Here is a 20,636-nt window from a genome sequence, read left to right on the forward strand (position 1 = left end):
ATTTGAGGGTGAAGCGGTGCGGTTATTTAGCTTGGGCCGCGTTTGCTTTTTGAGCTGCTACGGGCAGTTTTTCGTTAATGTAGTCATACATTGCTCGAAATTTCGGCATAGCTCTGAGTTCCAAGCGGCTGCCATTTTTCATGGTGAGCACCATGTCTCCGTAAGTCCCGAAACCGCGAGGTACGGTGACGATTTTGACTATATCTGAGTAGATAACGTCTGTCTGATCGCCCCCCATCCAACCGCTAGTTACGGACACTCGGCGGCTTGTGATCCGATACCGCAGCCACAGAGCCCGGACAATTGCTCCTACTGCTAGGGGGATTCCCACCACAGTCAGCCCCAGGAGTAAATTGAGGATCAAGTCTCCCGGCGCGGGGCCGCCTTCATAATATACTTCCTCTCGAATTCCCATCTAGTACCTCGGCTTCTACCAACAACTGCTCTAATTCTTGCAGAATTTCTGCATAATTGCACTCTTGTGCGATCGGACGCACGACAATTACTAAATCCCACCCGAATTTTAATCGGGGCAATAGGTGTCGCAAAGCTGCCCGAATCTGACGCTTAATCCGGTTGCGGACTACAGCGCGTTTGCTGACTTTCAGGCTGATGGAAATGCCTGTGCGAGTTGGCTGCAAGGATTTTTCGGCTGTCGGTTTGCTTAATTCGGCGCTTTTTGGTTTACGCAGAGCTCTTAAGCTGAAATGGGCCGAGTTACGGCGCATTCCCTTGCGGTATACGGCGCTGAAGTCTTTTCGGTGCTTAAGTCGGTTTGTATCGGGCAACATGGCGTAGGGCGATCGTTGAGGCCTCTCAACCTTGATGCAGTGCTACACTGCGAGGCGGTGGCGACCTTTGCTGCGGCGAGCTTTGATTACCAATCGACCGGTTGCGGTACGCATTCTGGCGCGAAAACCCGATGTTCTTTTTCTTTTGCGGCTGGTTCCGTGCAGGGTTTGCTGTGTCATTTTGATTTCTCCCGGCTTGTTACTTTACTTTTGATTAATATTCACAATCTTCTAGTTTACCATAGAGTTGTTTTATTGGCAATAATATTTTTTACAGTTGAGATGTAATGAGAGTAAGAGTGAAGTTGCGGTATTTTTGTATTATATTAAGTATTATACCGAAACTGCGATACAATTATAAGTTACACAGACAAAGCCATCTTCTACTTAAAGTATTTCTATTCCTATTTGCTTTCGCCTTAGATAGCGGTTTAGTTAAAATTGTGAAAAAAGCTCCATTACCGTAATGACAAATTTACCTAATTTACCTAAACGTACAGACGCTCAGAGAATTGGTGTAAGTGCTGCTGACCTTCTTAATTCAGTTTTAACTAAGTTTTGTAATGTTCATCCTGTTCAACAAGATCGGGATATGGGGATTGATTTCATTTGTGAGCTTATGCAAGGAGAGTACCCAACTGGAAAGTTATTTAACGTTCAATGCAAAGGTACAGAAGAGTCTGAATTCAAAGGCGATTCAATTCGAGTTCGTATTGCAGTAACGACTATTAATTATTGGTTAATCCAGCCCAATCCAACATTTTTAGTTGTAGTTGATCGTCAAAATTACAATTTCTATTGGTCTTTCCCAAAGGATTTTCTTAGCTCGCTTAATAAAAACTGGCAAGAACAACAAACGGTTTCGATTCCAGTTCCTCTTCAAAATCGTTTTGAGCAAGATGTAGATGCACTGCCTGCTCAATTGGTATCAATAGTTAATATGCAAGCTTCAGCTACTCCTCGGCAGGGCGATTATCTGGGAACATTGAGGCTGGAATTTGACAGGTCATCCTCGCCAGAGAGAATGACTATCAAAGGATTAATGCATTACTACTTAGAAGGTAGTCGAATCGCTAATGCCAAGTGTGCATATGGAAGCCCTGGTTCTCCAGTTACAGTCTATGCACAAACATTCGGTGGTGAAGGATATAGTAAGGAAGTTAAAGCTAGAGCTTGGGGTGAGTTAAAAGGAGGAGAAGCTATCCTACTGCAAATGCCAGTTGAAAGAAATTATATTCTTAGTCATGAAACCTTTGAAAAAATATGTTATTTACTAAGCCTTGACTTTACTAATTGCGAGCTACACAAAAATCTCATGTCACGCGGAGGTTATCCTGGGGGAAGCATTTCAGTAATAGTAGACAGAAGGTCTATTTCAGCAATAGCTTGGTATGAAATACCACCAGGTAAATTAAATCTTTTCAAGGTGGATGGGCAGTGGTATGCCATTAGTCTGGTGGCTAGTAAAACAGTTTCTACGGAAACAAGGGAAAGGAGGACGGGTAGTTATCTGCATCCAGATCCGAGAAGAGAAATACTTTGGCACTATTTTGATTTGTCTGGACGCAAATACTCTTTACCCTTGAAGTTTCCAAACACGCTTTAAGTTTGACTAGCTGGTGAAGGAGATTTCGGTTTCGTTTTCACTACCATATCCCTAACTTTCCCAGATGATATTGCAAGGGCGATCGCCCTTAACCGAAAAAAATCAAATCCCAGACTTTTCAAACTTCTCAAACTCCCAGAAGTCTTGGATTTCCTCTTCTATTCACAAAAAATCAAATCCCAGACTTCTAAATTCATCCGTCTTCTTCCCTTATTTCAGTTCCACATTTACCGTAGCAGACATCCCCGGTGCAATCCGCGATTCGTATCCTTTAACGCTTTCGGCATCAAACACAACTTTCACCGGAATCCGCTGCACAACTTTGGTGAAATTGCCCGTAGCATTATCGGGAGGCAATAAGGAAAATTGAGCGCCAGAAGCAGGGGAGAAACTATCGAGATGACCTTCAAATTTGCGACTACCAAAAGCATCTAATTTAATTTCTACTTTTTGGCCTGGTTTCATGTTTGCCAGTTGCGTTTCTTTGAAGTTAGCAACTACCCACAAATCGTTACTGACGATCGCCATTAACGGAGTTCCCGGCTGCACCCGCTGCCCGACTTCAACCGATTTGCGGCCGATTTGTCCGGCGGCGGGAGCGGTGATATTCGTGTAGGAAAGTTGCAGTTGAGCGTCTTTAACCGCAGCTTCCGATTGCCCGATCGCAGCTTTAGCAGCATCATACTGCGATCGACTGACTTTAGTTTGCTCGCCCGTAGCTTGCGCCTGTTGCAATCCGCCCTTTGATGCAGCAAGTTTTGCTTCGGCGGTGCTGATACCTTCTTGCGCTAGGGCGACTTTAGCTTGAGCGCTGGCGACACCGACTTGGGCGCGCGCTACTTGGGATTGAGCTTGTTTTACCCCTTCTCGAGCTTGGGCTACTGCTGCTTGAGCTTCGGTTACGCCTTCCTTAGCTTGGGCTAACCGCGCTCTAGCTTGGGCAATTCCTTGTTGGGCTGCGGTGGTTTGGCCTTGGGCTACTTGGTAGGCGGCTCTCGCTGCGTCTAGTTGCTGGCGGGCGATCGCACCTTCAGACTGCAAGCTTTCGTACCGTCTATAATCAGCTTGCGTCTTGACCAGATTAGCCTGCGCTTGTGCTAGCTGAGCTTGCGCTGCGGCAATCCCGGCTTCAGCTTCCTTCACTTTAGCTTGAGCTTGGGGAATTCCGGCTTCGGCTTGGGCGACTTTGGCTTGCGCTGCAGGTACGCCGGCTTCGGCTTCAGCAACGGTAGCTTCTGCTGCGGGTACGCCTTGCTGGGCTTCTCTTAGTGCTGCTTGGGCGGTGGAAATCGCAGCGTTTGCACCGCTGATATCTCCTTGGGCTTGGGCTGTTTTGCCTTGGCTGGTTTGAGAGGCCAGGGAAATATTGGCTTCGGCCGCTTCGGCTTGGCGGCGGGCGTTTTCTAAGGCTGCTTGGGCTTGTTGGACTTTAACTTGATAGTCGCGGGGGTCGAGTTTGATCAGCAGTTGTCCGGGTTTTACTTGTTGGTTGTCTTGTACTAAGACTTCGGCGACAGTACCGTTGACGCGGCTGCTGATTTGGTGGATGTGTCCGGCAACTGTGGCGTTTTCGGTTTCTTGGTGGATGGAGGCGTATTGCCAGTAGCGGTAGCCGAAGCTGCCTGCTGCGATCGCCCCTAGGCCCAGCGCTGCTAATATCAACGCTTTCGGGGCTTTTTTCTTGGGTGTTGCAGCCGTCGGCAGGGGTGCTTGCAGTTCTGTTTCTGCGCCTGTTTTGACTTCGGCGGGGGCGCTGATTTCTGTTTCTGGGGCGGGGATTACTGGTAGGCTTTTAGCGATGCTGTCGTCGATCGGTTTTTCTAATACGGCGACTGATTTGCTGTTGCCGTTGAGTTCTGTTGGGTTGGTTTCGTTTGTGCCTTTCACTGTATTTGACTCCTGATTCTTTAGTAAGATGTCGTTTGTTTAGAGTGCGTAGTTTTTATTTAGTAAGACGGCTTTTTTTAAGAGTGCGTAGTATTTTACGGATATTTGTAATGTAGTAGAGGTAGATGCTGCTGCACTTCACTCAAAAGATTGATTTGTCGGTTTAGGAAAGATTCAGGATCGCGATATCGATCAGTTCGGAAAAGAGTTCTCGATCGGCCTGTGAAATTCCCTCGACAGCTCGATCTCTGATTTTAGCTACCAGCGGGGGCAATACCTCTTGCAGTTCCCTGCCGGAGTCTGTCAGCCAAATGCGCCAAATGCGGCGATCACGCGTGTCTCTCTCCCGGCGGACTAGGCCTCTTTCTTCCATGCGATCGATCACGCCTGTCAGCGTTCCGCCTACTTGTTGCAGTTTGTCGCCAATGCTGGAAGTCGGCAAACCGTCTTCTTGCCACAAACAGCAGAGTACCAGCCAGTGAAAAGGTGTTAAGCCAAAGGGTTCAAGTACCTCTTGCAGCCTGCGACTGCCTAGCTGTGCCAGAAGTTTGAGACGGTAGCCCAGGCTGTGGGGGGCGAGAACGTCGTACCACTGAGCTAGATTTATGCGCTTGACAGTGGATGCAATAACCATATGTTTATTAGTTAGCGTTCGTATTATTAGAGTATGATATTTTTTGGGGTTTTGTCAAGGGGGCGCAAGCAAATTTTTTGAGGTCGCCAGCTATGCTAAAACCGGGAATCCCCCTGGGACTTAAGTCCCAGACTAAAAGCTGAATTTGGTTGAAACCGACTAAAAAATTCAAGCTTAACTGATGGGATGCTCGATCGTTCGATCGTCGAGACTGCCACTGCTTTTTAGTACACTTGCAGACTGTGGGGCTGCGGAGGATATGTAGCTTTCCATGCGATTATCGATCGCACTCTGAGCATCACCCTGCAAGCCGGATGTCCGCCCTGCGAGGTGTGTTTACATTTCTTAATTTTTCTTAAACTAGAAAGGGTAAATCTACTTCCAGATCATAATTTATGTTGCTTCCAGCCGACCAACGCACCAAGTTAGACGACAGCGACGACAATTTGTTCTATTCCGCTCCCCGGTTTGTGACTCACGTAGACGATGGATTCATCCAGCAACTAACCGATTTATATCGGGAACGGCTGAAACCGAATACTCGGATTTTTGATATGATGAGCAGTTGGGTTTCTCACTTGCCCGACGAGATGGAATTTGCCCATGTTGAAGGGCACGGCATGAATGAAGAAGAGTTGGCAAAAAATCGCAGACTGAATCATTATTTCGTGCAGAATTTGAACGCAAATCCCAAATTGCCGCTGCCGGATGCAGAGTTTGACGCCGTTGTCAACTGTGTTTCGGTACAGTATTTGCAGCACCCGGATGCGATTTTTGCCGAGATTCACCGGATTTTGAAGCCGGGTGGCGTAGCAATTATGAGTTTTTCCAACCGGATGTTTTATCAAAAGGCGATCGCGGCATGGCGGGAAGGTTCCGAGGGCGATCGGGTAGAATTAGTCAAGAGTTACTTTAATTCTGTCAAAGGAGCGAATATACCCGGATTTAGCAAGCCGGAAGTAATAGTTCGCAAGCCTAACTTGCCGAGTTTTATGCAAATGCTGCGAATAGGAAGTGGCGACCCGTTTTATGCGGTAGTTGCTTACCGCCAAAGTTAATTTTTTTTAGCAGTAAGGACTTTAGATGGAGATTGAAAGCACTAAAGCCCTTACTACCAACCGCTCGAAATTTATGTTTTTTAGGTTAGGATATATTTAATATTTTATCCTAAAATATAGAAAACCAGCTTTTGCAGCGCATCACATTCGCTCCAAATATCGCTCACGTAAAACATTGTATTCGCGGTCTCCGATATCCACTAAAGTTAATTATTGAATTACTCATTTCTGGTATGAATGTTACATAAATTATAGATGACAATAAAAATGAGGATATTCTAGCTGTTTTGCTATTTGCAGCGCGACGGACTCAAGTGAAAAGCATATACTGAGTATTGTAGTTCACCCGCAATCATAAAGTAGGGTAAAACCTTGATATGAAACCATACCAGCAAATAGCTATCGACGAATGTGGCGAACCTTTAGTCCCCATTCCACCAGAACAATTTGCCTTTGAAATCCCGCACCCTTATCAAAAGTTGGGGGCTCCTTATCACAACAGCAAAGCAGATTCGCCTTACTATTTGCGGCAAGGAGTTGTAGATAGTTTAATCGCCGCTCAAACCCAGTTACAACAAAATCATCCCAAGTGGAAAATTCTGATATTTGATGCTTATCGGCCGGTCGAAGTCCAGCAATTTATGGTGGATTATACTTTCAATCAAATTGCCCTAGCTCAAGGGTGTGAATTTCCGGTTTCGGAAGACAAACGCCAAGTGATTATAGAACACGTCTATCAATTTTGGGCAGTACCGAGCCTGGATCGCGCGACGCCTCCTCCTCACAGTACAGGTGCTGCTTTAGATATAGCATTAGTCGGTGAAAATAATCTGCAAATTGATATGGGTTCTCCGATTGATGAAATATCAGAACGTTCTTATCCCGATTATTTTGCTAACAGCAATCAACCACAAGAAGAGCAATATCACCGTCACAGGCAAATCTTGAAAAATGCGATGATAGCTGCGGGTTTTCAGCAACATCCTAACGAATGGTGGCATTTTTGTCTGGGCGATCAGATGTGGGCTTGGTTGACAAATCAAAACAATAGTGGTAGTCAATTGATTGCCCGATACGGCCGCTATTAAAATGGTACGCAATTAAATCTGGACTGGCGCACTCGCAACGTTGAAAAACCACGTTTATTGACAAAAAACCTCAGCTTTTAGGTGTTTTATTCGGCAAGAAACCAAGTTGCTGACACTCTATGCGTCCAGGACTATAAAAGCTCGATCGGCATAAATCATTTGTATCATAAGACACGACAACTATTGCCAGCGGGGTAGCGGTAGTTTAAAATCAACGAGAGCGAACAAGTGCAGGCAATATTTGCCAGCACCGCAAACCCTAAAGGATAACTCAGAGTTCACCAAATGAAAGCACTCATCCTCTCTGGCGGTAAAGGAACACGCTTGCGTCCCCTCACCTATACGGGTGCTAAGCAGTTGGTTCCTGTAGCAAATAAGCCGATACTGTGGTACGGAATTGAAGGAATTGTGGCGGCTGGGATTACGGATATTGGGATTATTATTAGTCCCGAAACCGGGGAAGAGGTGAAGACGAAAACAGGAGATGGATCTCGCTTCGGTGCCAAAATTACTTATATCTTGCAAGCAGAGCCGGCGGGACTCGCTCATGCAGTGAAAGTTGCCAGACCATTTTTGGGCGATTCTCCGTTTATTATGTATTTAGGAGATAACTTAATTCAGAATCAGTTAGATCCGTTTTTAGAGATTTTTAACAAGCAGAAACTCGACGCTCTGATTATGCTGCGTCCCGTTCCCAATCCCTCTGCTTTCGGTGTGGCAAAAGTTGATGAGACCGGAAGAGTTTTGCAGTTAGTAGAAAAACCCAAAGTTCCGCCGTCAAATTTAGCACTGGTGGGAATTTATTTTTTTGCTCCTAGTATTCATGAAGCGATAGATCAAATTCAACCTTCGCCCCGGGGCGAACTCGAAATTACCGATGCCATTCAACAGCTCATCAATCAGGAAAAACACGTAGAAGCCTGCAATTTAGAAGGTTGGTGGCTGGATACGGGGAAAAAAGACGATTTGCTGAGTGCAAACCAAATCATTTTAGATAGCCGTATAGTAGCTTCAACTGAATTAACAGTAGATGCGAAAAGTCAAATTATCGGGCGAGTGCAAATAGGGGAAGGAACGGAAATTATTAATTCTACAGTTCGCGGGCCAGTGGTAATTGGGGAAAATTGCCGCATTGAAAATTGCTTTATCGGGCCTTACAGCAGTATTGCCGATCGCGTGACGATGATTGATGCCGATATCGAACACAGTGTAATATTGCAAGGGGCGAAAATAGTTGGCATTCACCAGCGAATTGTTGACAGCGTGATCGGGCAACGAGCTCAACTCACAAATGCGCCGGCTCGTCCAAAAGCTCTGCGGTTTATGATTGGTGATGACAGTCAAATTGAGTTATAGCAATCCTTGCAGAAGCCGTAAACTTTTTACCCCACCCCAACCCTCCCCTTGGTAAGGGGAGGGATTAAGAAATTCACAAATGATTTAGGATGGCTATAGCTTAAATTCAGATATTGCCAATATCGGAAGCAATAATCTTGATGTAACAAGAGATGAATTTTCTTGTGGGGAGTAGGGTTGGGCATCCTGCCCGCCCTGGAACACGCATCTTGCCTGTTCCACAATTATTCACACAGCAAAGCTGCCTGTTCACAATTAGTTATAATGATTGCAACAGCAAAGATGCCTGTTCCATAATAAGTCATAGTAAGTTATCTAAAGGAGAGGAAAGTTTGCAGTACGAAGAAATACCAACTCAACAGATAATACATAAATTGCGACAAACTTTGGAGCCGCGAATTGGTATTGCTGAGCAGTCTCTGTTGGGAACCGAAAATAGTGCGATCGCCCAAAATGAAGATGACGAAGACATCGCCCTTTTAAAAGCAGGTTTCGACATTTATAACATCCCCATTACCTCTTACCAAAGGCGACTCGGTTCCGCAGTCATAGCCGTTAGAAAAATAGTCCGAAAATTGCTCAGACCCGTACTAGAACGCCAAGTTATTTACAATTTCGCTAATACCCGCGTAGTTCAAACACTGAGCATTCAATTGCAAAAATTGCAAGAAAATCAGCAAACTATAGAGAAAAAAATTCAATCCGACTTCAGCAGCGCATCTCCCGAAGTTACAGCACAGCTTGAGACTCAACAAAGAGCGATCGCAGCTTTTCAGTCGGAAATAGAGCAAATTAAAGAAGTGCAGCAGCAACATACTGCTATTTTAGAGAAGATTACGGCTGAATTGCTCGATCGACAACAATAAAGCATCAAAGATGACAACACTGCCCATATGCTCGTTAATTATAGTCAACTATAACGGTCTGCGCCACACGAAAGATTGCTTAAAATCTCTACAAAAACTTGCGTATCCCGAACAGCAACTAGATTTAATTGTAATTGATAATTGCTCTCAAGACGATTCCGTTACTTCCCTGCGCGAACTATTTCCAAAAGTTCGGATTTTTGTCAACTCCGCCAACAACTTTGCTAAAGCCCTCAACCTCGGCATCAGCGCGGCAAAAGGAGGATATATCGGCTTTCTAAATAACGATGCTACCCTAGACAGTCGCTGGTTAGAGATTCTTGTAAAACGGCTAGAAACTAATAAAGAAGTAGGTGCGACTAGCGGCAAATTGCTGTTTAAAGACGGGCAGATTAACAGCGCTGGCATTCAGCAATTGCCTAATTTTTATTGGAAAGATGTCGGTTTTGGCGAAAAAGATTCGGGACAGTACGATACAGAACGGGAAGTCGAAGGGCTTTGTTGGGCGGCTGTGCTTTTTCGCAGAGAATGTCTCGAAGATGTGGGATCGATAGATGAAGATTTTGTCATGTATTTTGAGGATGTAGAGTTTGCCAAACGCTGCCACAAACGCGGTTGGAAAATGCTTTATAGTCCCGCAGCTATCGCCCATCACGAATATAGGGGTTCGAGTAAAGGAAGCAAACTTACCGAGTATTTCTGCAACCGGAATCGGTTTTTGTATTTGGCAAAACATGAACCGTTGCAATTAGTCAAAGGAATTCATACTTCTGATTTTTTTACTAACAAGCAGTACGATTTGCTGTTTGAGAGTTTATTTGTAGCGATTAAAAAGCTGCTGGATTATCAGAAACCAGAAATCATTGAAACTGTATTGCCACAGTTGTCGGAAAAGTTGGCGGTGATTTACAGTCGGATGAAGATCGATCGCATTTTGTCTCGATTGCAGGTGGTTCGGGGCGATCGCAAAATGTCGATCGCCATTTACGATCACGGGCTGCATTTTATTGGTGGCGGTCAAAAATACGTCGCGACCATCGCCTCGCTGCTACAAAATGAATTTGACATTACTTTTATCGCCAACAAACCAGTTGCTGTTTCCGACTTAGAATCGTGGTACGGACTTAACCTTTCAGGGTGCAAAATTAAAATTATGCCCTTGGCGTTTTACGAGAAACGCGGAATGCAGTGCATCGATTCCAGCATCATCGTGGAAGATATGGAAAATCCCTTTGATGAAATTGCCAGAGAAAGCAAAAACTACGATATTTTTATCAACGCGAACCAACTGGAAAAAGTTAAGCCACTGTCGCCAATCTCAATATTTTTCTGCCACTTTCCCAATACCTTCCGCAACCGTCACTTTGCTGTCGATGACTACACTTTCATTATTGCCAACAGTCAATTTACTGTTAAGTGGTTGGAGAAACGCTGGAACATACAGCCAACTTTTCTGCTTTATCCGCCCGTGGAAATGGCAACAGTTAAAGTTCCGAAAGAAAAAATAATTTTGGCTGTGGGACAGTTTGAAGCTGGGGGAACAAAAAAACAAATTGAACTAATTAAAGCTTTCCGCTGTTTGCTAGCAGATTATCCCAAAGAACTTCAAGGATGGCGACTAATTTTAGTGGGCAGCAGCATTCCGAAAAATCCTTATTTAAAGACTGTTCAGAATTTATTGAAGCAAGATTCAAGGGCGATCGAGCTAAAAGTCAATGCTGACTTTGATGAGGTAAAATCGCTTTATGCTAGAGCGAGTATATTTTGGCACGCCTGCGGTTTGGGTGAAGTCAATCCTCAAAGATTTGAACATTTCGGTATGGCGACTGTAGAAGCAATGCAAAATAGTTGTGCTCCGATTGTTTTCAACGGTGGCGGCCAACCGGAAATTGTCGAACATGGGCGATCGGGCTTTTTGTTCAATACCGTTGAGGAACTTTGCCAGCATTCACATCAACTAATTGTTAATCCCGATTTGCTAGCAGAACTTCAAGCTGGCGCACAGCAACGCAGTCAGAAGTTTAGACTTGCACATTTCGATAAAAAAGTCAATAGTTTTTTTGAGATTATTCACCAAGAGTATGCTACAATTCGGCTGCCAAATCCTGCCGATATAGCTCAAATGCTCGATCGAACTTAAAGGCTAATTCAAGCGTGTCTAACCCACTTTTAATCAATTTATCATTCTTAACACCCGAACCAACGGGAATCGGGACTTACGCCGCTAATCTTTTCCCGCAACTGCAACAGCTAGAACCAACATTACTCGCTTCCCAGCAACTTGAAAATTATACTTGCTATCAAATCCCCGACACTCTGACACCGAATCGCGGCCCTAAAGGACAAATTAACAGGCTGCTGTGGACTCAGTTTGAGTTACCTAAAATTTACAAAAAATTGCAGTCCACCCTCATGTTTTCCCCAATTCCTGAAGCACCTTTGTATTCCGGCTGCCGCTACATCGTCACAGTTCACGATTTAATTCCTTTGCGATTTCCCCGACGGTTTTCTCGTTTAACAGCTTATTTCCGCTACTACATACCGCAGGTTTTGGGGCAAGCAGAACACATTATTTGCGATTCTCAAGCAACGGCGGCAGATGTTGCTAATTTTTACCAAATTCCGCCTAAAAATATGACCGCAATTCCCCTAGCTTGCGATAATATTAATTTTAGATATCTCGACTTGCCCGCCAAAAATTATTTTCTTTATACGGGCAGACACGATCCTTACAAAAACTTAGAAAGATTAATTGCTGCATTTGCGAGTTTGCCCGATCGCGCAAATTGCGAATTGTGGCTAGCAGGGCCTCCCAATGCCTACACGCCGCAGTTGACAGCACAAGTTGAACAATTAGGTTTACAATCTTTGGTAAAATTTCTCGGTTACGTTCCCTATTCTCAATTGCCCGTACTGATGAATCAGGCGATCGCCCTAGTTTTCCCTACACTGTGGGAAGGATTCGGCTTACCAATTTTAGAAGCAATGGCTTGCGGCACACCAGTCATCACATCCAACCTATCATCGATGCCAGAAGTAGCCGGAGATGCGGCATTATTAGTCAATCCTTACAGCGTCGGAGAAATAGCCGAAGCCATGCAAACAGTAGCCACAGATTCAAAAGTGCGATCGAACTTAAAAACTGCTAGTTTAGCCAGATCATCTCAATTTAGCTGGAATAAAACCGGAAAAGCAACCGCCAACATCTTACAGCAATATCTTTAAATATCCCTCTCTTCCTTTCTCCTCTCTGCGTCCTCTGCGCCGTCTGCGGTTAAAAAAACTCCCACCAAAAAACCGCAATCTACATATTATCCCATGCCCAATTCCCAATCTAACTTACTGATCAACCTTTCTTTCCTAATTTCCAAACCAACTGGCTTAGCGATCTACGCCAAAAACCTATTTCCCCATCTAAAACCCCTCAATCCAACATTACTAACAGCCGAAAATTTTCCCAATAGTAACTGCTACCAAATTCCCGCCAATCTCACACCAGAACAAGGAACCAAAGGACACATCAACCGATTGCTGTGGACACAAACTCAACTTCCCAAAATTTACAAGCAGCTAAAATCTAACCTGTTATTTTCGCCAATTCCCGAAGCTCCTTTATTTGCAGGTTGCCGCTATATAATTACAGTACATGACTTAATAGCGCTGCGATTTCCCCGCCGCTTCGATCCTCTGACACCTTATCACCGCTACTACATTCCCCAAGTGCTGCGACAGGCTCAACACGTCATTTGCGACTCTGAATCAACTGCCAAAGATATCACTAATTTTTGCAATATTCCTACTAATTTAATTACGCCAATTTTCCCCGGATACGATACCAGTTTTTTTCGTTTTCTAGACTTACCAACAAGCAATTATTTTCTTTATATCGGGCGCCACAATCCATATAAAAATGTGCAGCGAGTGGTAACAGCGTTTGCTGCTTTGCAGCAGAATTCCGAGTACGAATTGTGGATAGCAGGTTCGGAAGACAAACGCTATACGCCATTGCTGAAGGCGCAAGTTCAAGAATTGGGGTTGGTCGATCGAGTAAAATTCCTAGATTACCTCCCCGCAGCCGACTTGCCCAAAGTCATCAACCAAGCGATCGCCCTGGTTTTCCCCAGTCTTTGGGAAGGATTCGGACTCCCCGTGCTCGAAGCCATGGCCTGCGGCACTCCTGTAATCACTTCTAACCTGTCTTCAATGCCCGAAGTGGCTGGGGGTGCAGCATTATTAGTAAACCCCTACAGCGTCGAAGAAATTGCCTCTGCTATGCACCAGCTTGCAGTCGATGCCAAAGTTCGAGCGCACTTGCGGGAGCTCGGTTTAGCCAGAGCAAAACAATTTAGCTGGGAAAAAACAGGTCTGGAAACTGCTGCTATTCTCGATCGATATCTTTAACGAGGGAAGAAGGAAGAAGGAAGAGGGAAGAAGGAAGAAGTCAGTAGGTAGATTAATGCCCCATGCCCCATGCCCAATTCCCAATTCCCCCTCCCCCTGACAGCCTGAGTGAGGGACTGTAGCCCCTTTTACTTATTGATACCCAACTGATCGCCGCGCTTGTACTGCTGATAAGCAGCAAAAAACAGCCCCGACAGAGTAACAAAGATTAGGCCCAGAACAATACCTGAAAGCAGCGGTTCTACCATGAGATCTCCTTAACGTTAAGATTTAACAACCTATTTTTAATATTACCAGCACTTACACAGATGAATTTTCCAAAAAACGCCCTTCCGGGAGTATGAGATCTTGCTCTCCCCGCTGCGAACGATTAAGCTATGTTATGAGAAATAAATTTTCTTGTAGATACTATTTTTAATAGCACTCCTTTGAATAACCAACTTGCCAGGAATGAAATTAAAAACCCGATCGAGCGACTAGCCATATTTGGGGTAGCGGTGTTGCTTGCCATCATCTTGGCAACGATCGCAATTCGTCAGTTTCAAGTCGCCGATCCTTACGTCAAAAGCGTACTATCCCTCACGGGCAACCCGTTTCAGGGTTCTGCCATCTTTCAAATGAACTGTGCGGGCTGTCACATATCCGTTTCAGACAGTCAAGTCGGGCCCAACTTGCACGGAGTGTCCGAGCGCAAATCCGAATTCGATCTGATCCGGCAAGTCACCAGCGGGCAAACCCCACCAATGCCGCAGTTTCAGCCGAGTCCGCAAGAAATGGCCGACTTGCTGAAATATCTCGAACAAATTTGACCAAAGAAGGGGAACGGAATTCGTTCCCCTTCTTTGGCAAAGCCTCGAAGCATGGGTTTCGAGGCTCTGCTTTCAGTTAGTCCGTCTCTGGTGGGCCGACAGGCAAGTGTAGGATCTGTTGCAACTGCCGAGTTTTATCTGCAGACTAAACCAGCAAGCTAAAACTCTGAGCCGATAACTGGCTCGGCTGTACGCCCGTCACTATAGCCAAAATCTGGTCGCTGTTGGCGATTCCGATCGCCGTCGAGCCATTAGTTTCGGTCAATGACAGTTGATTGAAGTCCAAGCCTCCGAGCAACCCGATCGAATCAACTCCTGCGGTGAAGTTGATAATGGTGTCAATTCCTCCGCCCGCTGACAAGACAAAGCCATTGCTGCCACTGCCACCGACGAAGGTATCGCTGCCAATGCCGCCAAAGAGCAAGTTATCGCCGGTGTCAGCAAAGAGCAAATCATCGCCGCTGCCGCCAATTAAGGTATTGTTACCCTCGCCGCCGCAGAGAGTGTCATTGCCTTGATCGCCAAATAGCACATCGTCGCCAGCGCCTCCCAAAATTACGTCCTCGGCTTTGCCCCCGTACAATAAGTCATTGCCTTCGTCGCCAGAAAGAGAGTCATTGCCACGATTGCCATAAATCGTATCGTTACCGCGATCGCCAAAAATCAGGTCAAACCCTTTGCCACCGAAGAGAGTATCGCTATCGATGCCTCCGTAGACAGTATCGTTGGCCGTATTGCCATTAATGTAGTCACCGCCCCCTCGGCCAAAGATCAAATCGTTGCCGCCCAATCCGAAGATAGAGTCACTGCCGGCACTACCCACGATCGTATCGTCGCCGTTAGGACCATTGATCACATTACCCGCTGAAGAAGTGCCGGGTTCATTGGGAGTAGCGATTCTGGGGAAGTTCTCAGGGCAAACCAAATCTGTCGGTACAGGTGCAGGAGTCGGCGTCGGTACAGGTGCAGGCGTCGGTGTCGGCGTCGGTACAGGTGCAGGCGTCGGTGTCGGCGTCGGTACAGGTGCAGGTGTCGGCGCCGGTGCAGGTGCAGGTGTCGGCGCCGGTGCAGGTGCAGGTGTCGGCGTCGGTACAGGTGGTAGTGGTGGCGGGGTCGGAGTCGGCGTCGGCGGAGTCGGCGTCGGCGCTGGGAAGTTCCCGAAGTTGATGCCAGTGACAATAGCGCCCGAAGTTAGGGTGATGTCGGCGGGTTGGGGTGTGCTTTGGGTAAACCCAGTTTGGTTGACTTCCCGGACACGGTAGGTTCCCGGCGTTAGGTTTGCGAACAGGTAGTTACCACTGTTGTCTGTGGTAGTAGTAACAGGAGCAGGAGCAGTTCCAGCTACAACATTGGTTAACTGAATTTGGAAGTTGGGTAAACCCGGTTCTCCAGCATCCTGAGTGCCATTGTTGTTGGTGTCTTGGAACTTCAGACCTTGGATCGCTCCGGGTTGGGGCAGGAAGTTGCCGAAGTCAATGCCCGTGATGTTATCGGAGGGATTAACCGTAACGGGGGCGGGGTTAGGGGTCGTCTGCGTCCAGCCGTTTTGCTGGACTTCCCTTACCTGGTAAGTACCTGCGGGTATATCTCGGAGAGTGTAGTTGCCCGCTGCATCAGTGATGGTAGTCGGTTCGCCCTGCTGAAAGATGCCATCGGGATTGATACTGTCGAGGAATATTTGCCAGTTACCCAGCCCCAATTCTCCGGCATCCTTAACGCCGTTGTTGTTGAGGTCATTGAATTTTTGACCGCTGATTGTGCTCGACTGGAAGTTGCCAAAGTTGATATTAGCGATGTCTTGACCGCTGGTGACAGTGATGTCATCCGGGTCGGGGGTAGTTTGCGTCCAAGTAGGCTGCAACACTTCCCGCACCTTGTAGGTTCCTGCTGACAAATCGAGGAATTTGTAGTTGCCTGTGGCATCGGTGAGGGTGTTCGGTTCCCCGGTGTCGAGAGTGCCGTTATCGTTGGTATCTAGGAAGAATTGCCAATTGGCAAGCCCTAGTTCCCCGGTATCTTGTACCCGGTTGTTGTTGAGGTCATTGAACTTCAGACCACTTATCGAGTTGGGCTTGAAGTTGCCGAAATTGTTGTTTTGGGAGTCTGTGCCACTGGTGACGGCGATCGTAAACGCGCCGGGAAGAGTAGGCGTAGCTGCATTGACCGGGGGTACAGTTTGCGTCCAGCCTGTTTGTGGCACTTCCCGCACTGTATAAGTGCCGGCTGGCAAGTTGGTGAACTGGTAGTTACCGGCGACATCGGTGACGGCGGCGTTAGTGCCTGTTTCGGCGGCTACTGCGTCTTGGACGCCGTTGTTGTTGGCATCCAGGTAGATTGTCCAGCCTCCTAGGGGTTCTTCTGCTGGCGCTTCTTGGATGCCATTTTTGTTGAGATCGTTAAATTTAATCCCGCTGATTTTGCCCAACTGGAAGTTGCCGAAGTCTTGAGCCGTAATGTTTGTGCCACTGACTGGGTTAATTGGATAAAAAGTCGGGCCTGCGGTTTGTGAGAAACCAGTCGGTACGTCTTCTCTCACAAAGTGCCTACCGGAGCCGACGTTGGCAAAGCTATAAGTGCCAGCAGCCGCAGGTGCGGTGCCTGTAACTTGAGACGCGATTTCCGCGTCGCCTGTATCTAAAGTGCTGTTATTGTTAGTATCTTTGAACAAGCGAACGGTGGTGCCGTTGAGCGGCGTGTCATCAGCAGAGAAGCCGTTGCCTGTGAGGTCGGTGAATTTGGTGCCGCTGACGGTGATGTTTTGGAAAACGCCGAAGTTTTGGGCGGTGACGGGAGTACCGCTTTGGGCGCTAACGAGAATTGCGGCAGCGGGGAAAGAGATGCTGGAGTTGGCTGGGGCCGTGGCTTGTATCAGGTAATTGCCGGGGCCGATATCAGCAAATGTGTAATCTCCGGCTCCTGCAGTGGTTTGTGCAGTGCCGACAACAGTATCTGTGCCGACTTCTAGCGTACCGTTGGCGTTGGTGTCTTTGTAGAGGTTGACCGTGACGCCGTTTAATACGGTGTCATCGGGCGTGAAGCCGTTGCCCGCGAGATCGGTGTAGGTTTTGCCCGCGATCGATGTCCGTTGGAAGTTGCCGAAGTTGGCACCGGTGACATTAACAATACCCGTATTTGCCGGAGTCGGGCCGAGGGTCTGCACCCAAGCATTCTCAGGCGTTCCAGCGGGCGCGGCTTCTGTAATCGGAGTATCTGTTTTTACGTCGCGGAGGATGTAAGTGCCGTCGGCTGCGGTAGTAGCGCTCTTCGTGCCTACAGAAATCACCCAGCCGGGAAGACCTGGTTCAGTCGCCGCGGCACCTTGCAGGCTATCCCCGTTAAGGTCGTTGAATTTAACCCCTGTGACGATCGGGCCGTATTCATAAGCACCGATATCAACACTAGCGCCGATCGTCCGAGGAAAGCCAGCACCCCGCTGGTCAGTCGCGCCAGCAGCAGCCGCAGCCGTGGCATCCCCAGTATCGATCGCCGGATTGGGAATCCCAGTGCTGTCAGCCAAAGCATAAGTCAGGGGAACGCCTGTAGCCTGGTTCAATCCTGGGGTAGGGGCGATGACATTTGCTAGAGGAACGGTCAGTTGCTGGGTGGCTGCGAAGCCAGTGCTGCCAGCAAGATTCCCGATCAAATTGTTGATACTGGTGGCAGCGAATGCCCCGAACACGTCGGGACTTGCGCCGCCAAGATTGCCTGCGACGATCGAATTTAGGACATTCACAGTACCGCCATTCGTCGCAATCCCCCCGCCGTTGGCAACAGCAGGATCTGTACCAGCACTATTGCTAGTAATGGTGTTGTTAGTCAGAGTTGCTATAGCGCCGTTGTTGACAAAAATCGCGGCCCCCGCAGCCTGTCCCGGTGTCGCCCCCGCACCGCCAGCCGCGCCTCCCGTTGCTGTGTTGTTGAACAAAGTGCTGTTGTTCAGGGTCAAACTGCCAGCATTAACAAAAATTGCGCCTCCCAAACCAGCACCGCCGCCGCCACCGGCTGCGCTGCCGGCGCCGCCCGGGGTAAAAGCTCCGAGAGGCGTGCTGGCTCCGCCTGCGGTACCGCTGCCGCCTCCGCCACCGAAGCCGCCGACACCGCCGTTGCCGATCGCACCGACCGCAGCAGGGGCAGTAGCAGTACCACCAAAACCGCCTGCGCCGCCACCGCCACCAAAGCCACCAGCACCGCCTGCACCCCCAGCCCCGCCAGCGCCGTTGCCAACAACTCCAGTACCGCCAGCACCGCCATCACCGCCAGCACCGCCCCCACCGCCGAGGACGCCTACCGCACCGCTACCGCCTGCGCCGCCTGCGCCGCCAGTACCGCCTGCGAAGGTAGTGATGCCACCGGGACCGCCCGGACCGCCTTGGCCGCCGGGAACGCCCGCTCCAAAAGTATTGTTAACGCCAGCGCCACCACTGCCAGCGTTGGGTGCAGTAGCAGTACCAGCAGCACCAGGACCGCCCGCAGTTGTGAAGTTGAAGCCAGCAGTGCCACCGAAGAGGGTGCCAAAATCAGCGCTGCCACCAGCACCCGCTGGGGCTACCGCTGCTGCCCCAGCGCCTCCTGTAGCGGTGTTGGCAGTAAAGGTCACGCTGTTAACTGTGACAGCTCCGTTGTTGATAAATAGTGCGCCTCCCATGCCGGCCCCACCGCCACCGCCGGCTGTACCGGCACCACCCACAGCGCTACCGTTGGCAATTGTCAGGTTAGAAATGCTGACAGCAGCACCGCTGTCTACAGAGAAGCCCCGGTTAGTGTTGAGATTTAGGGTGAAACCGCCACCGGTCAACGTGATGGGGTTAGTAATTCTGGGCAGAACTTCTCCGGGGGCGAAGGTGATGTCGCCAGTGATGGCAATCGTGTCGGTGTCGGTCAAAACATTTGCCACCAGAATCTTATCGCGCAGTTCGCCAAATGTGGCGACTAAAACTGCACTGTAAGCTTCCCTCGCCTCCGCAGAAAAAGCCAAAGGTGTTTCAATGTTTCCCGTAGTTACTTCGAGTTCCCAGTCTCCACCCAGTGCCGCACTGCCGGTCAAGTTATCGGAAGCGGCAATATTTGCACCCGTGAGCTGGCTCAGCCTTTCCACGAAAGCCACACCGGCTTCTGTGGCGGCGACGTTGCAACCGTAAAGCAGAATTTCGGGTTTAGCTGTAATTGGAGAGTTAGAGTTTGCCTCAGTTGTTGGCAAAGCAAACCATGTTTCTAAATAATTGCGGTAGCTTTCAATGTTGCTGAGATTTAGTTCTGTTGCTCCCAGTTGCAAGCTGGCTGCTGCGCCGTGAGACAAAATGTGGAGGGCTGCAATGTTTTGCCGCTGTTTAAGTGTTTCGGCGATTTGCTCAATGCCGTCGCGATCGGCTTTCAGAATAACAATTTCTGTATCGGGATTGACCGTTTCTGTTAAACTTTCGCAATCTTTAACTTGTGAATCTGCAAAAACTATCTGGTGTTTCCGTTCTTTATAAAGTTCCACGTTCAAATCCTCCTGGTACACGCACACATCAAATTCATATCACAAACCAACCGCAACAGCGATCGAGCTTTTCTGCTGCAGATGAGAGTCGTTGGCGAAGCCCTCGAAGAGGAGCGCCCCTAACTTTCACCTAAATTGAATATTGACAAAAACGTTTTTTTATGCTTCCCTGCCCTAACTGAGTTAGTTTGATTGTTTAGAAGTTTTAAAGGGAGATATTGTTCCGGCTGTTCCAATAATGTTGGAGAAGATTTGTGCGCTGTTTATTGATCTGCCCGAGATGGAGAAATTACCAGATTTTATAAAAAATGTCAATCTAATAGTTAACTGATGACCATCGATATTTGTGAGTCAAGAGTTATCAATCACGATTATTAGCTGTAAGCTGATATTATTTGGTAGTGGTTGGCTGCTGAATGATATGTATGTGCAATCTAACAACCGCAATCAAATTGCTTGGTAGTAAGCAATACAAGTCCTCTGAGTTTTATGAGGACTTGCATTCCTAACTAGAAGCGTGATAACGGTAATTTTACAGGAATAGATATGGTGACTCATGACTAACATTCCTGGAGCCTGTTAGACTCAATAAACAGGCTAGAATAAATAAAATTCTGCCTGTCAGTACCGAGTATTAACTATTTCAAGTTGGTGCGTG

At 47.7% G+C, this 20,636-nt stretch carries 18 protein-coding genes; 10 read left to right on the forward strand and 8 right to left on the reverse strand.

Translation table 11 applies throughout. The features are described 5' to 3' along the window. Nucleotides 1–22: 22 nt before the first annotated feature. From QUA53_RS06795 to rpmH, 3 genes are read right to left on the reverse strand one after another with little or no spacing between them, the layout of a single operon-like run. Nucleotides 23–415 (reverse strand): PH domain-containing protein, encoded by a 393-nt coding sequence (locus tag QUA53_RS06795; protein ID WP_333067527.1) that lies wholly within the window; start codon nucleotides 413–415, stop codon nucleotides 23–25. Continuing rightward, nucleotides 387–791, reverse strand: a complete 405-nt coding sequence (gene rnpA / locus QUA53_RS06800; RefSeq protein ID WP_333073508.1) for a ribonuclease P protein component — start codon at nucleotides 789–791, stop codon at nucleotides 387–389. Before rnpA ends, QUA53_RS06795 begins: the two co-directional genes overlap by 29 nt. Nucleotides 792–833: 42 nt before the next feature. Beyond that, nucleotides 834–971 carry a 50S ribosomal protein L34 gene (gene rpmH, locus QUA53_RS06805; protein ID WP_006632320.1) on the reverse strand — a complete coding sequence of 46 codons (138 nt, stop codon included), beginning with the start codon at nucleotides 969–971 and terminating at the stop codon, nucleotides 834–836. 286 nt (nucleotides 972–1,257) lie between these two features. Between rpmH and QUA53_RS06810 the strand changes: the two genes are divergently transcribed. Then, entirely contained in the window at nucleotides 1,258–2,397 is a 1,140-nt protein-coding gene (locus tag QUA53_RS06810) for a DUF4365 domain-containing protein (RefSeq protein WP_333095809.1), read from the forward strand. Nucleotides 2,398–2,607: 210 nt separating this feature from the next. On the opposite strand, the gene QUA53_RS06815 is transcribed toward QUA53_RS06810, so the two are convergent. From QUA53_RS06815 to QUA53_RS06825, 3 genes are all read right to left on the reverse strand, one after another. Further along, entirely contained in the window at nucleotides 2,608–4,284 is a 1,677-nt protein-coding gene (locus QUA53_RS06815; RefSeq protein WP_333095810.1) for an HlyD family efflux transporter periplasmic adaptor subunit, read from the reverse strand. Between the two features lie 163 nt (nucleotides 4,285–4,447). Beyond that, nucleotides 4,448–4,918, reverse strand: a complete 471-nt coding sequence (locus tag QUA53_RS06820; protein WP_333095811.1) for a MarR family transcriptional regulator — start codon at nucleotides 4,916–4,918, stop codon at nucleotides 4,448–4,450. 174 nt (nucleotides 4,919–5,092) lie between these two features. Beyond that, nucleotides 5,093–5,227 (reverse strand): hypothetical protein, encoded by a 135-nt coding sequence (locus tag QUA53_RS06825; RefSeq protein ID WP_333095812.1) that lies wholly within the window; start codon nucleotides 5,225–5,227, stop codon nucleotides 5,093–5,095. A gap of 86 nt (nucleotides 5,228–5,313) precedes the next feature. On the opposite strand from QUA53_RS06825, the gene QUA53_RS06830 reads away from it, so the two are divergent. From QUA53_RS06830 to QUA53_RS06865, 8 genes are all read left to right on the forward strand, one after another. Continuing rightward, nucleotides 5,314–5,976 carry a class I SAM-dependent methyltransferase gene (locus QUA53_RS06830; protein WP_333095813.1) on the forward strand — a complete coding sequence of 221 codons (663 nt, stop codon included), beginning with the start codon at nucleotides 5,314–5,316 and terminating at the stop codon, nucleotides 5,974–5,976. Between the two features lie 131 nt (nucleotides 5,977–6,107). Further along, entirely contained in the window at nucleotides 6,108–6,224 is a 117-nt protein-coding gene (locus tag QUA53_RS06835) for a DUF433 domain-containing protein (protein ID WP_333095814.1), read from the forward strand. A 129-nt stretch (nucleotides 6,225–6,353) separates the two neighbouring features. Further along, nucleotides 6,354–7,064 (forward strand): M15 family metallopeptidase, encoded by a 711-nt coding sequence (locus QUA53_RS06840; RefSeq protein WP_333095815.1) that lies wholly within the window; start codon nucleotides 6,354–6,356, stop codon nucleotides 7,062–7,064. A gap of 285 nt (nucleotides 7,065–7,349) precedes the next feature. Next, nucleotides 7,350–8,420: a glucose-1-phosphate thymidylyltransferase gene (locus tag QUA53_RS06845; protein ID WP_333095816.1), complete on the forward strand. Its 1,071-nt coding sequence runs from the start codon at nucleotides 7,350–7,352 to the stop codon at nucleotides 8,418–8,420. Between the two features lie 332 nt (nucleotides 8,421–8,752). After that, on the forward strand, nucleotides 8,753–9,286 hold the full coding sequence (locus QUA53_RS06850; protein ID WP_333095817.1) for a hypothetical protein: 534 nt from the start codon (nucleotides 8,753–8,755) through the stop codon (nucleotides 9,284–9,286). 10 nt (nucleotides 9,287–9,296) lie between these two features. Further along, nucleotides 9,297–11,426 carry a glycosyltransferase gene (locus tag QUA53_RS06855; protein ID WP_333095818.1) on the forward strand — a complete coding sequence of 710 codons (2,130 nt, stop codon included), beginning with the start codon at nucleotides 9,297–9,299 and terminating at the stop codon, nucleotides 11,424–11,426. Nucleotides 11,427–11,440: 14 nt separating this feature from the next. Further along, nucleotides 11,441–12,511 carry a glycosyltransferase family 1 protein gene (locus QUA53_RS06860; RefSeq protein ID WP_333095819.1) on the forward strand — a complete coding sequence of 357 codons (1,071 nt, stop codon included), beginning with the start codon at nucleotides 11,441–11,443 and terminating at the stop codon, nucleotides 12,509–12,511. Between the two features lie 93 nt (nucleotides 12,512–12,604). Further along, entirely contained in the window at nucleotides 12,605–13,687 is a 1,083-nt protein-coding gene (locus tag QUA53_RS06865) for a glycosyltransferase family 1 protein (RefSeq protein ID WP_333095820.1), read from the forward strand. Between the two features lie 128 nt (nucleotides 13,688–13,815). Here QUA53_RS06865 and petG read toward each other — a convergent pair whose 3' ends face one another. Beyond that, nucleotides 13,816–13,935, reverse strand: a complete 120-nt coding sequence (gene petG / locus QUA53_RS06870; protein ID WP_015174208.1) for a cytochrome b6-f complex subunit V — start codon at nucleotides 13,933–13,935, stop codon at nucleotides 13,816–13,818. A gap of 180 nt (nucleotides 13,936–14,115) precedes the next feature. Here petG and QUA53_RS06875 point away from each other — a divergent pair, with 180 nt between their 5' ends. Next, nucleotides 14,116–14,496 carry a c-type cytochrome gene (locus QUA53_RS06875; protein WP_333067538.1) on the forward strand — a complete coding sequence of 127 codons (381 nt, stop codon included), beginning with the start codon at nucleotides 14,116–14,118 and terminating at the stop codon, nucleotides 14,494–14,496. Nucleotides 14,497–14,641: 145 nt separating this feature from the next. Here QUA53_RS06875 and QUA53_RS06880 read toward each other — a convergent pair whose 3' ends face one another. Beyond that, a complete protein-coding gene (locus tag QUA53_RS06880) occupies nucleotides 14,642–19,978 on the reverse strand; it encodes a DUF4347 domain-containing protein (protein ID WP_333095821.1) in 5,337 nt (1,778 codons plus the stop codon). Nucleotides 19,979–20,636: the final 658 nt, after the last annotated feature.

The sequence above is a fragment of the Microcoleus sp. Pol12B3 genome (assembly GCF_036701355.1).
Taxonomy (GTDB): Bacteria; Cyanobacteriota; Cyanobacteriia; order Cyanobacteriales; family Microcoleaceae; genus Microcoleus.

What these genes read in the sequence shown, in the direction of transcription:
- rnpA (WP_333073508.1), bottom strand. Translation starts at nt 791, where the DNA reads ATGTTGCCCGATACAAACCGACTTAAGCACCGAAAAGACTTCAGCGCC.
- petG (WP_015174208.1), bottom strand. Translation starts at nt 13,935, where the DNA reads ATGGTAGAACCGCTGCTTTCAGGTATTGTTCTGGGCCTAATCTTTGTT.
- QUA53_RS06810 (WP_333095809.1), top strand. Translation starts at nt 1,258, where the DNA reads ATGACAAATTTACCTAATTTACCTAAACGTACAGACGCTCAGAGAATT.
- QUA53_RS06845 (WP_333095816.1), top strand. Translation starts at nt 7,350, where the DNA reads ATGAAAGCACTCATCCTCTCTGGCGGTAAAGGAACACGCTTGCGTCCC.
- QUA53_RS06795 (WP_333067527.1), bottom strand. Translation starts at nt 415, where the DNA reads ATGGGAATTCGAGAGGAAGTATATTATGAAGGCGGCCCCGCGCCGGGA.
- QUA53_RS06830 (WP_333095813.1), top strand. Translation starts at nt 5,314, where the DNA reads ATGTTGCTTCCAGCCGACCAACGCACCAAGTTAGACGACAGCGACGAC.
- QUA53_RS06820 (WP_333095811.1), bottom strand. Translation starts at nt 4,918, where the DNA reads ATGGTTATTGCATCCACTGTCAAGCGCATAAATCTAGCTCAGTGGTAC.
- QUA53_RS06855 (WP_333095818.1), top strand. Translation starts at nt 9,297, where the DNA reads ATGACAACACTGCCCATATGCTCGTTAATTATAGTCAACTATAACGGT.
- rpmH (WP_006632320.1), bottom strand. Translation starts at nt 971, where the DNA reads ATGACACAGCAAACCCTGCACGGAACCAGCCGCAAAAGAAAAAGAACA.
- QUA53_RS06865 (WP_333095820.1), top strand. Translation starts at nt 12,605, where the DNA reads ATGCCCAATTCCCAATCTAACTTACTGATCAACCTTTCTTTCCTAATT.
- QUA53_RS06840 (WP_333095815.1), top strand. Translation starts at nt 6,354, where the DNA reads ATGAAACCATACCAGCAAATAGCTATCGACGAATGTGGCGAACCTTTA.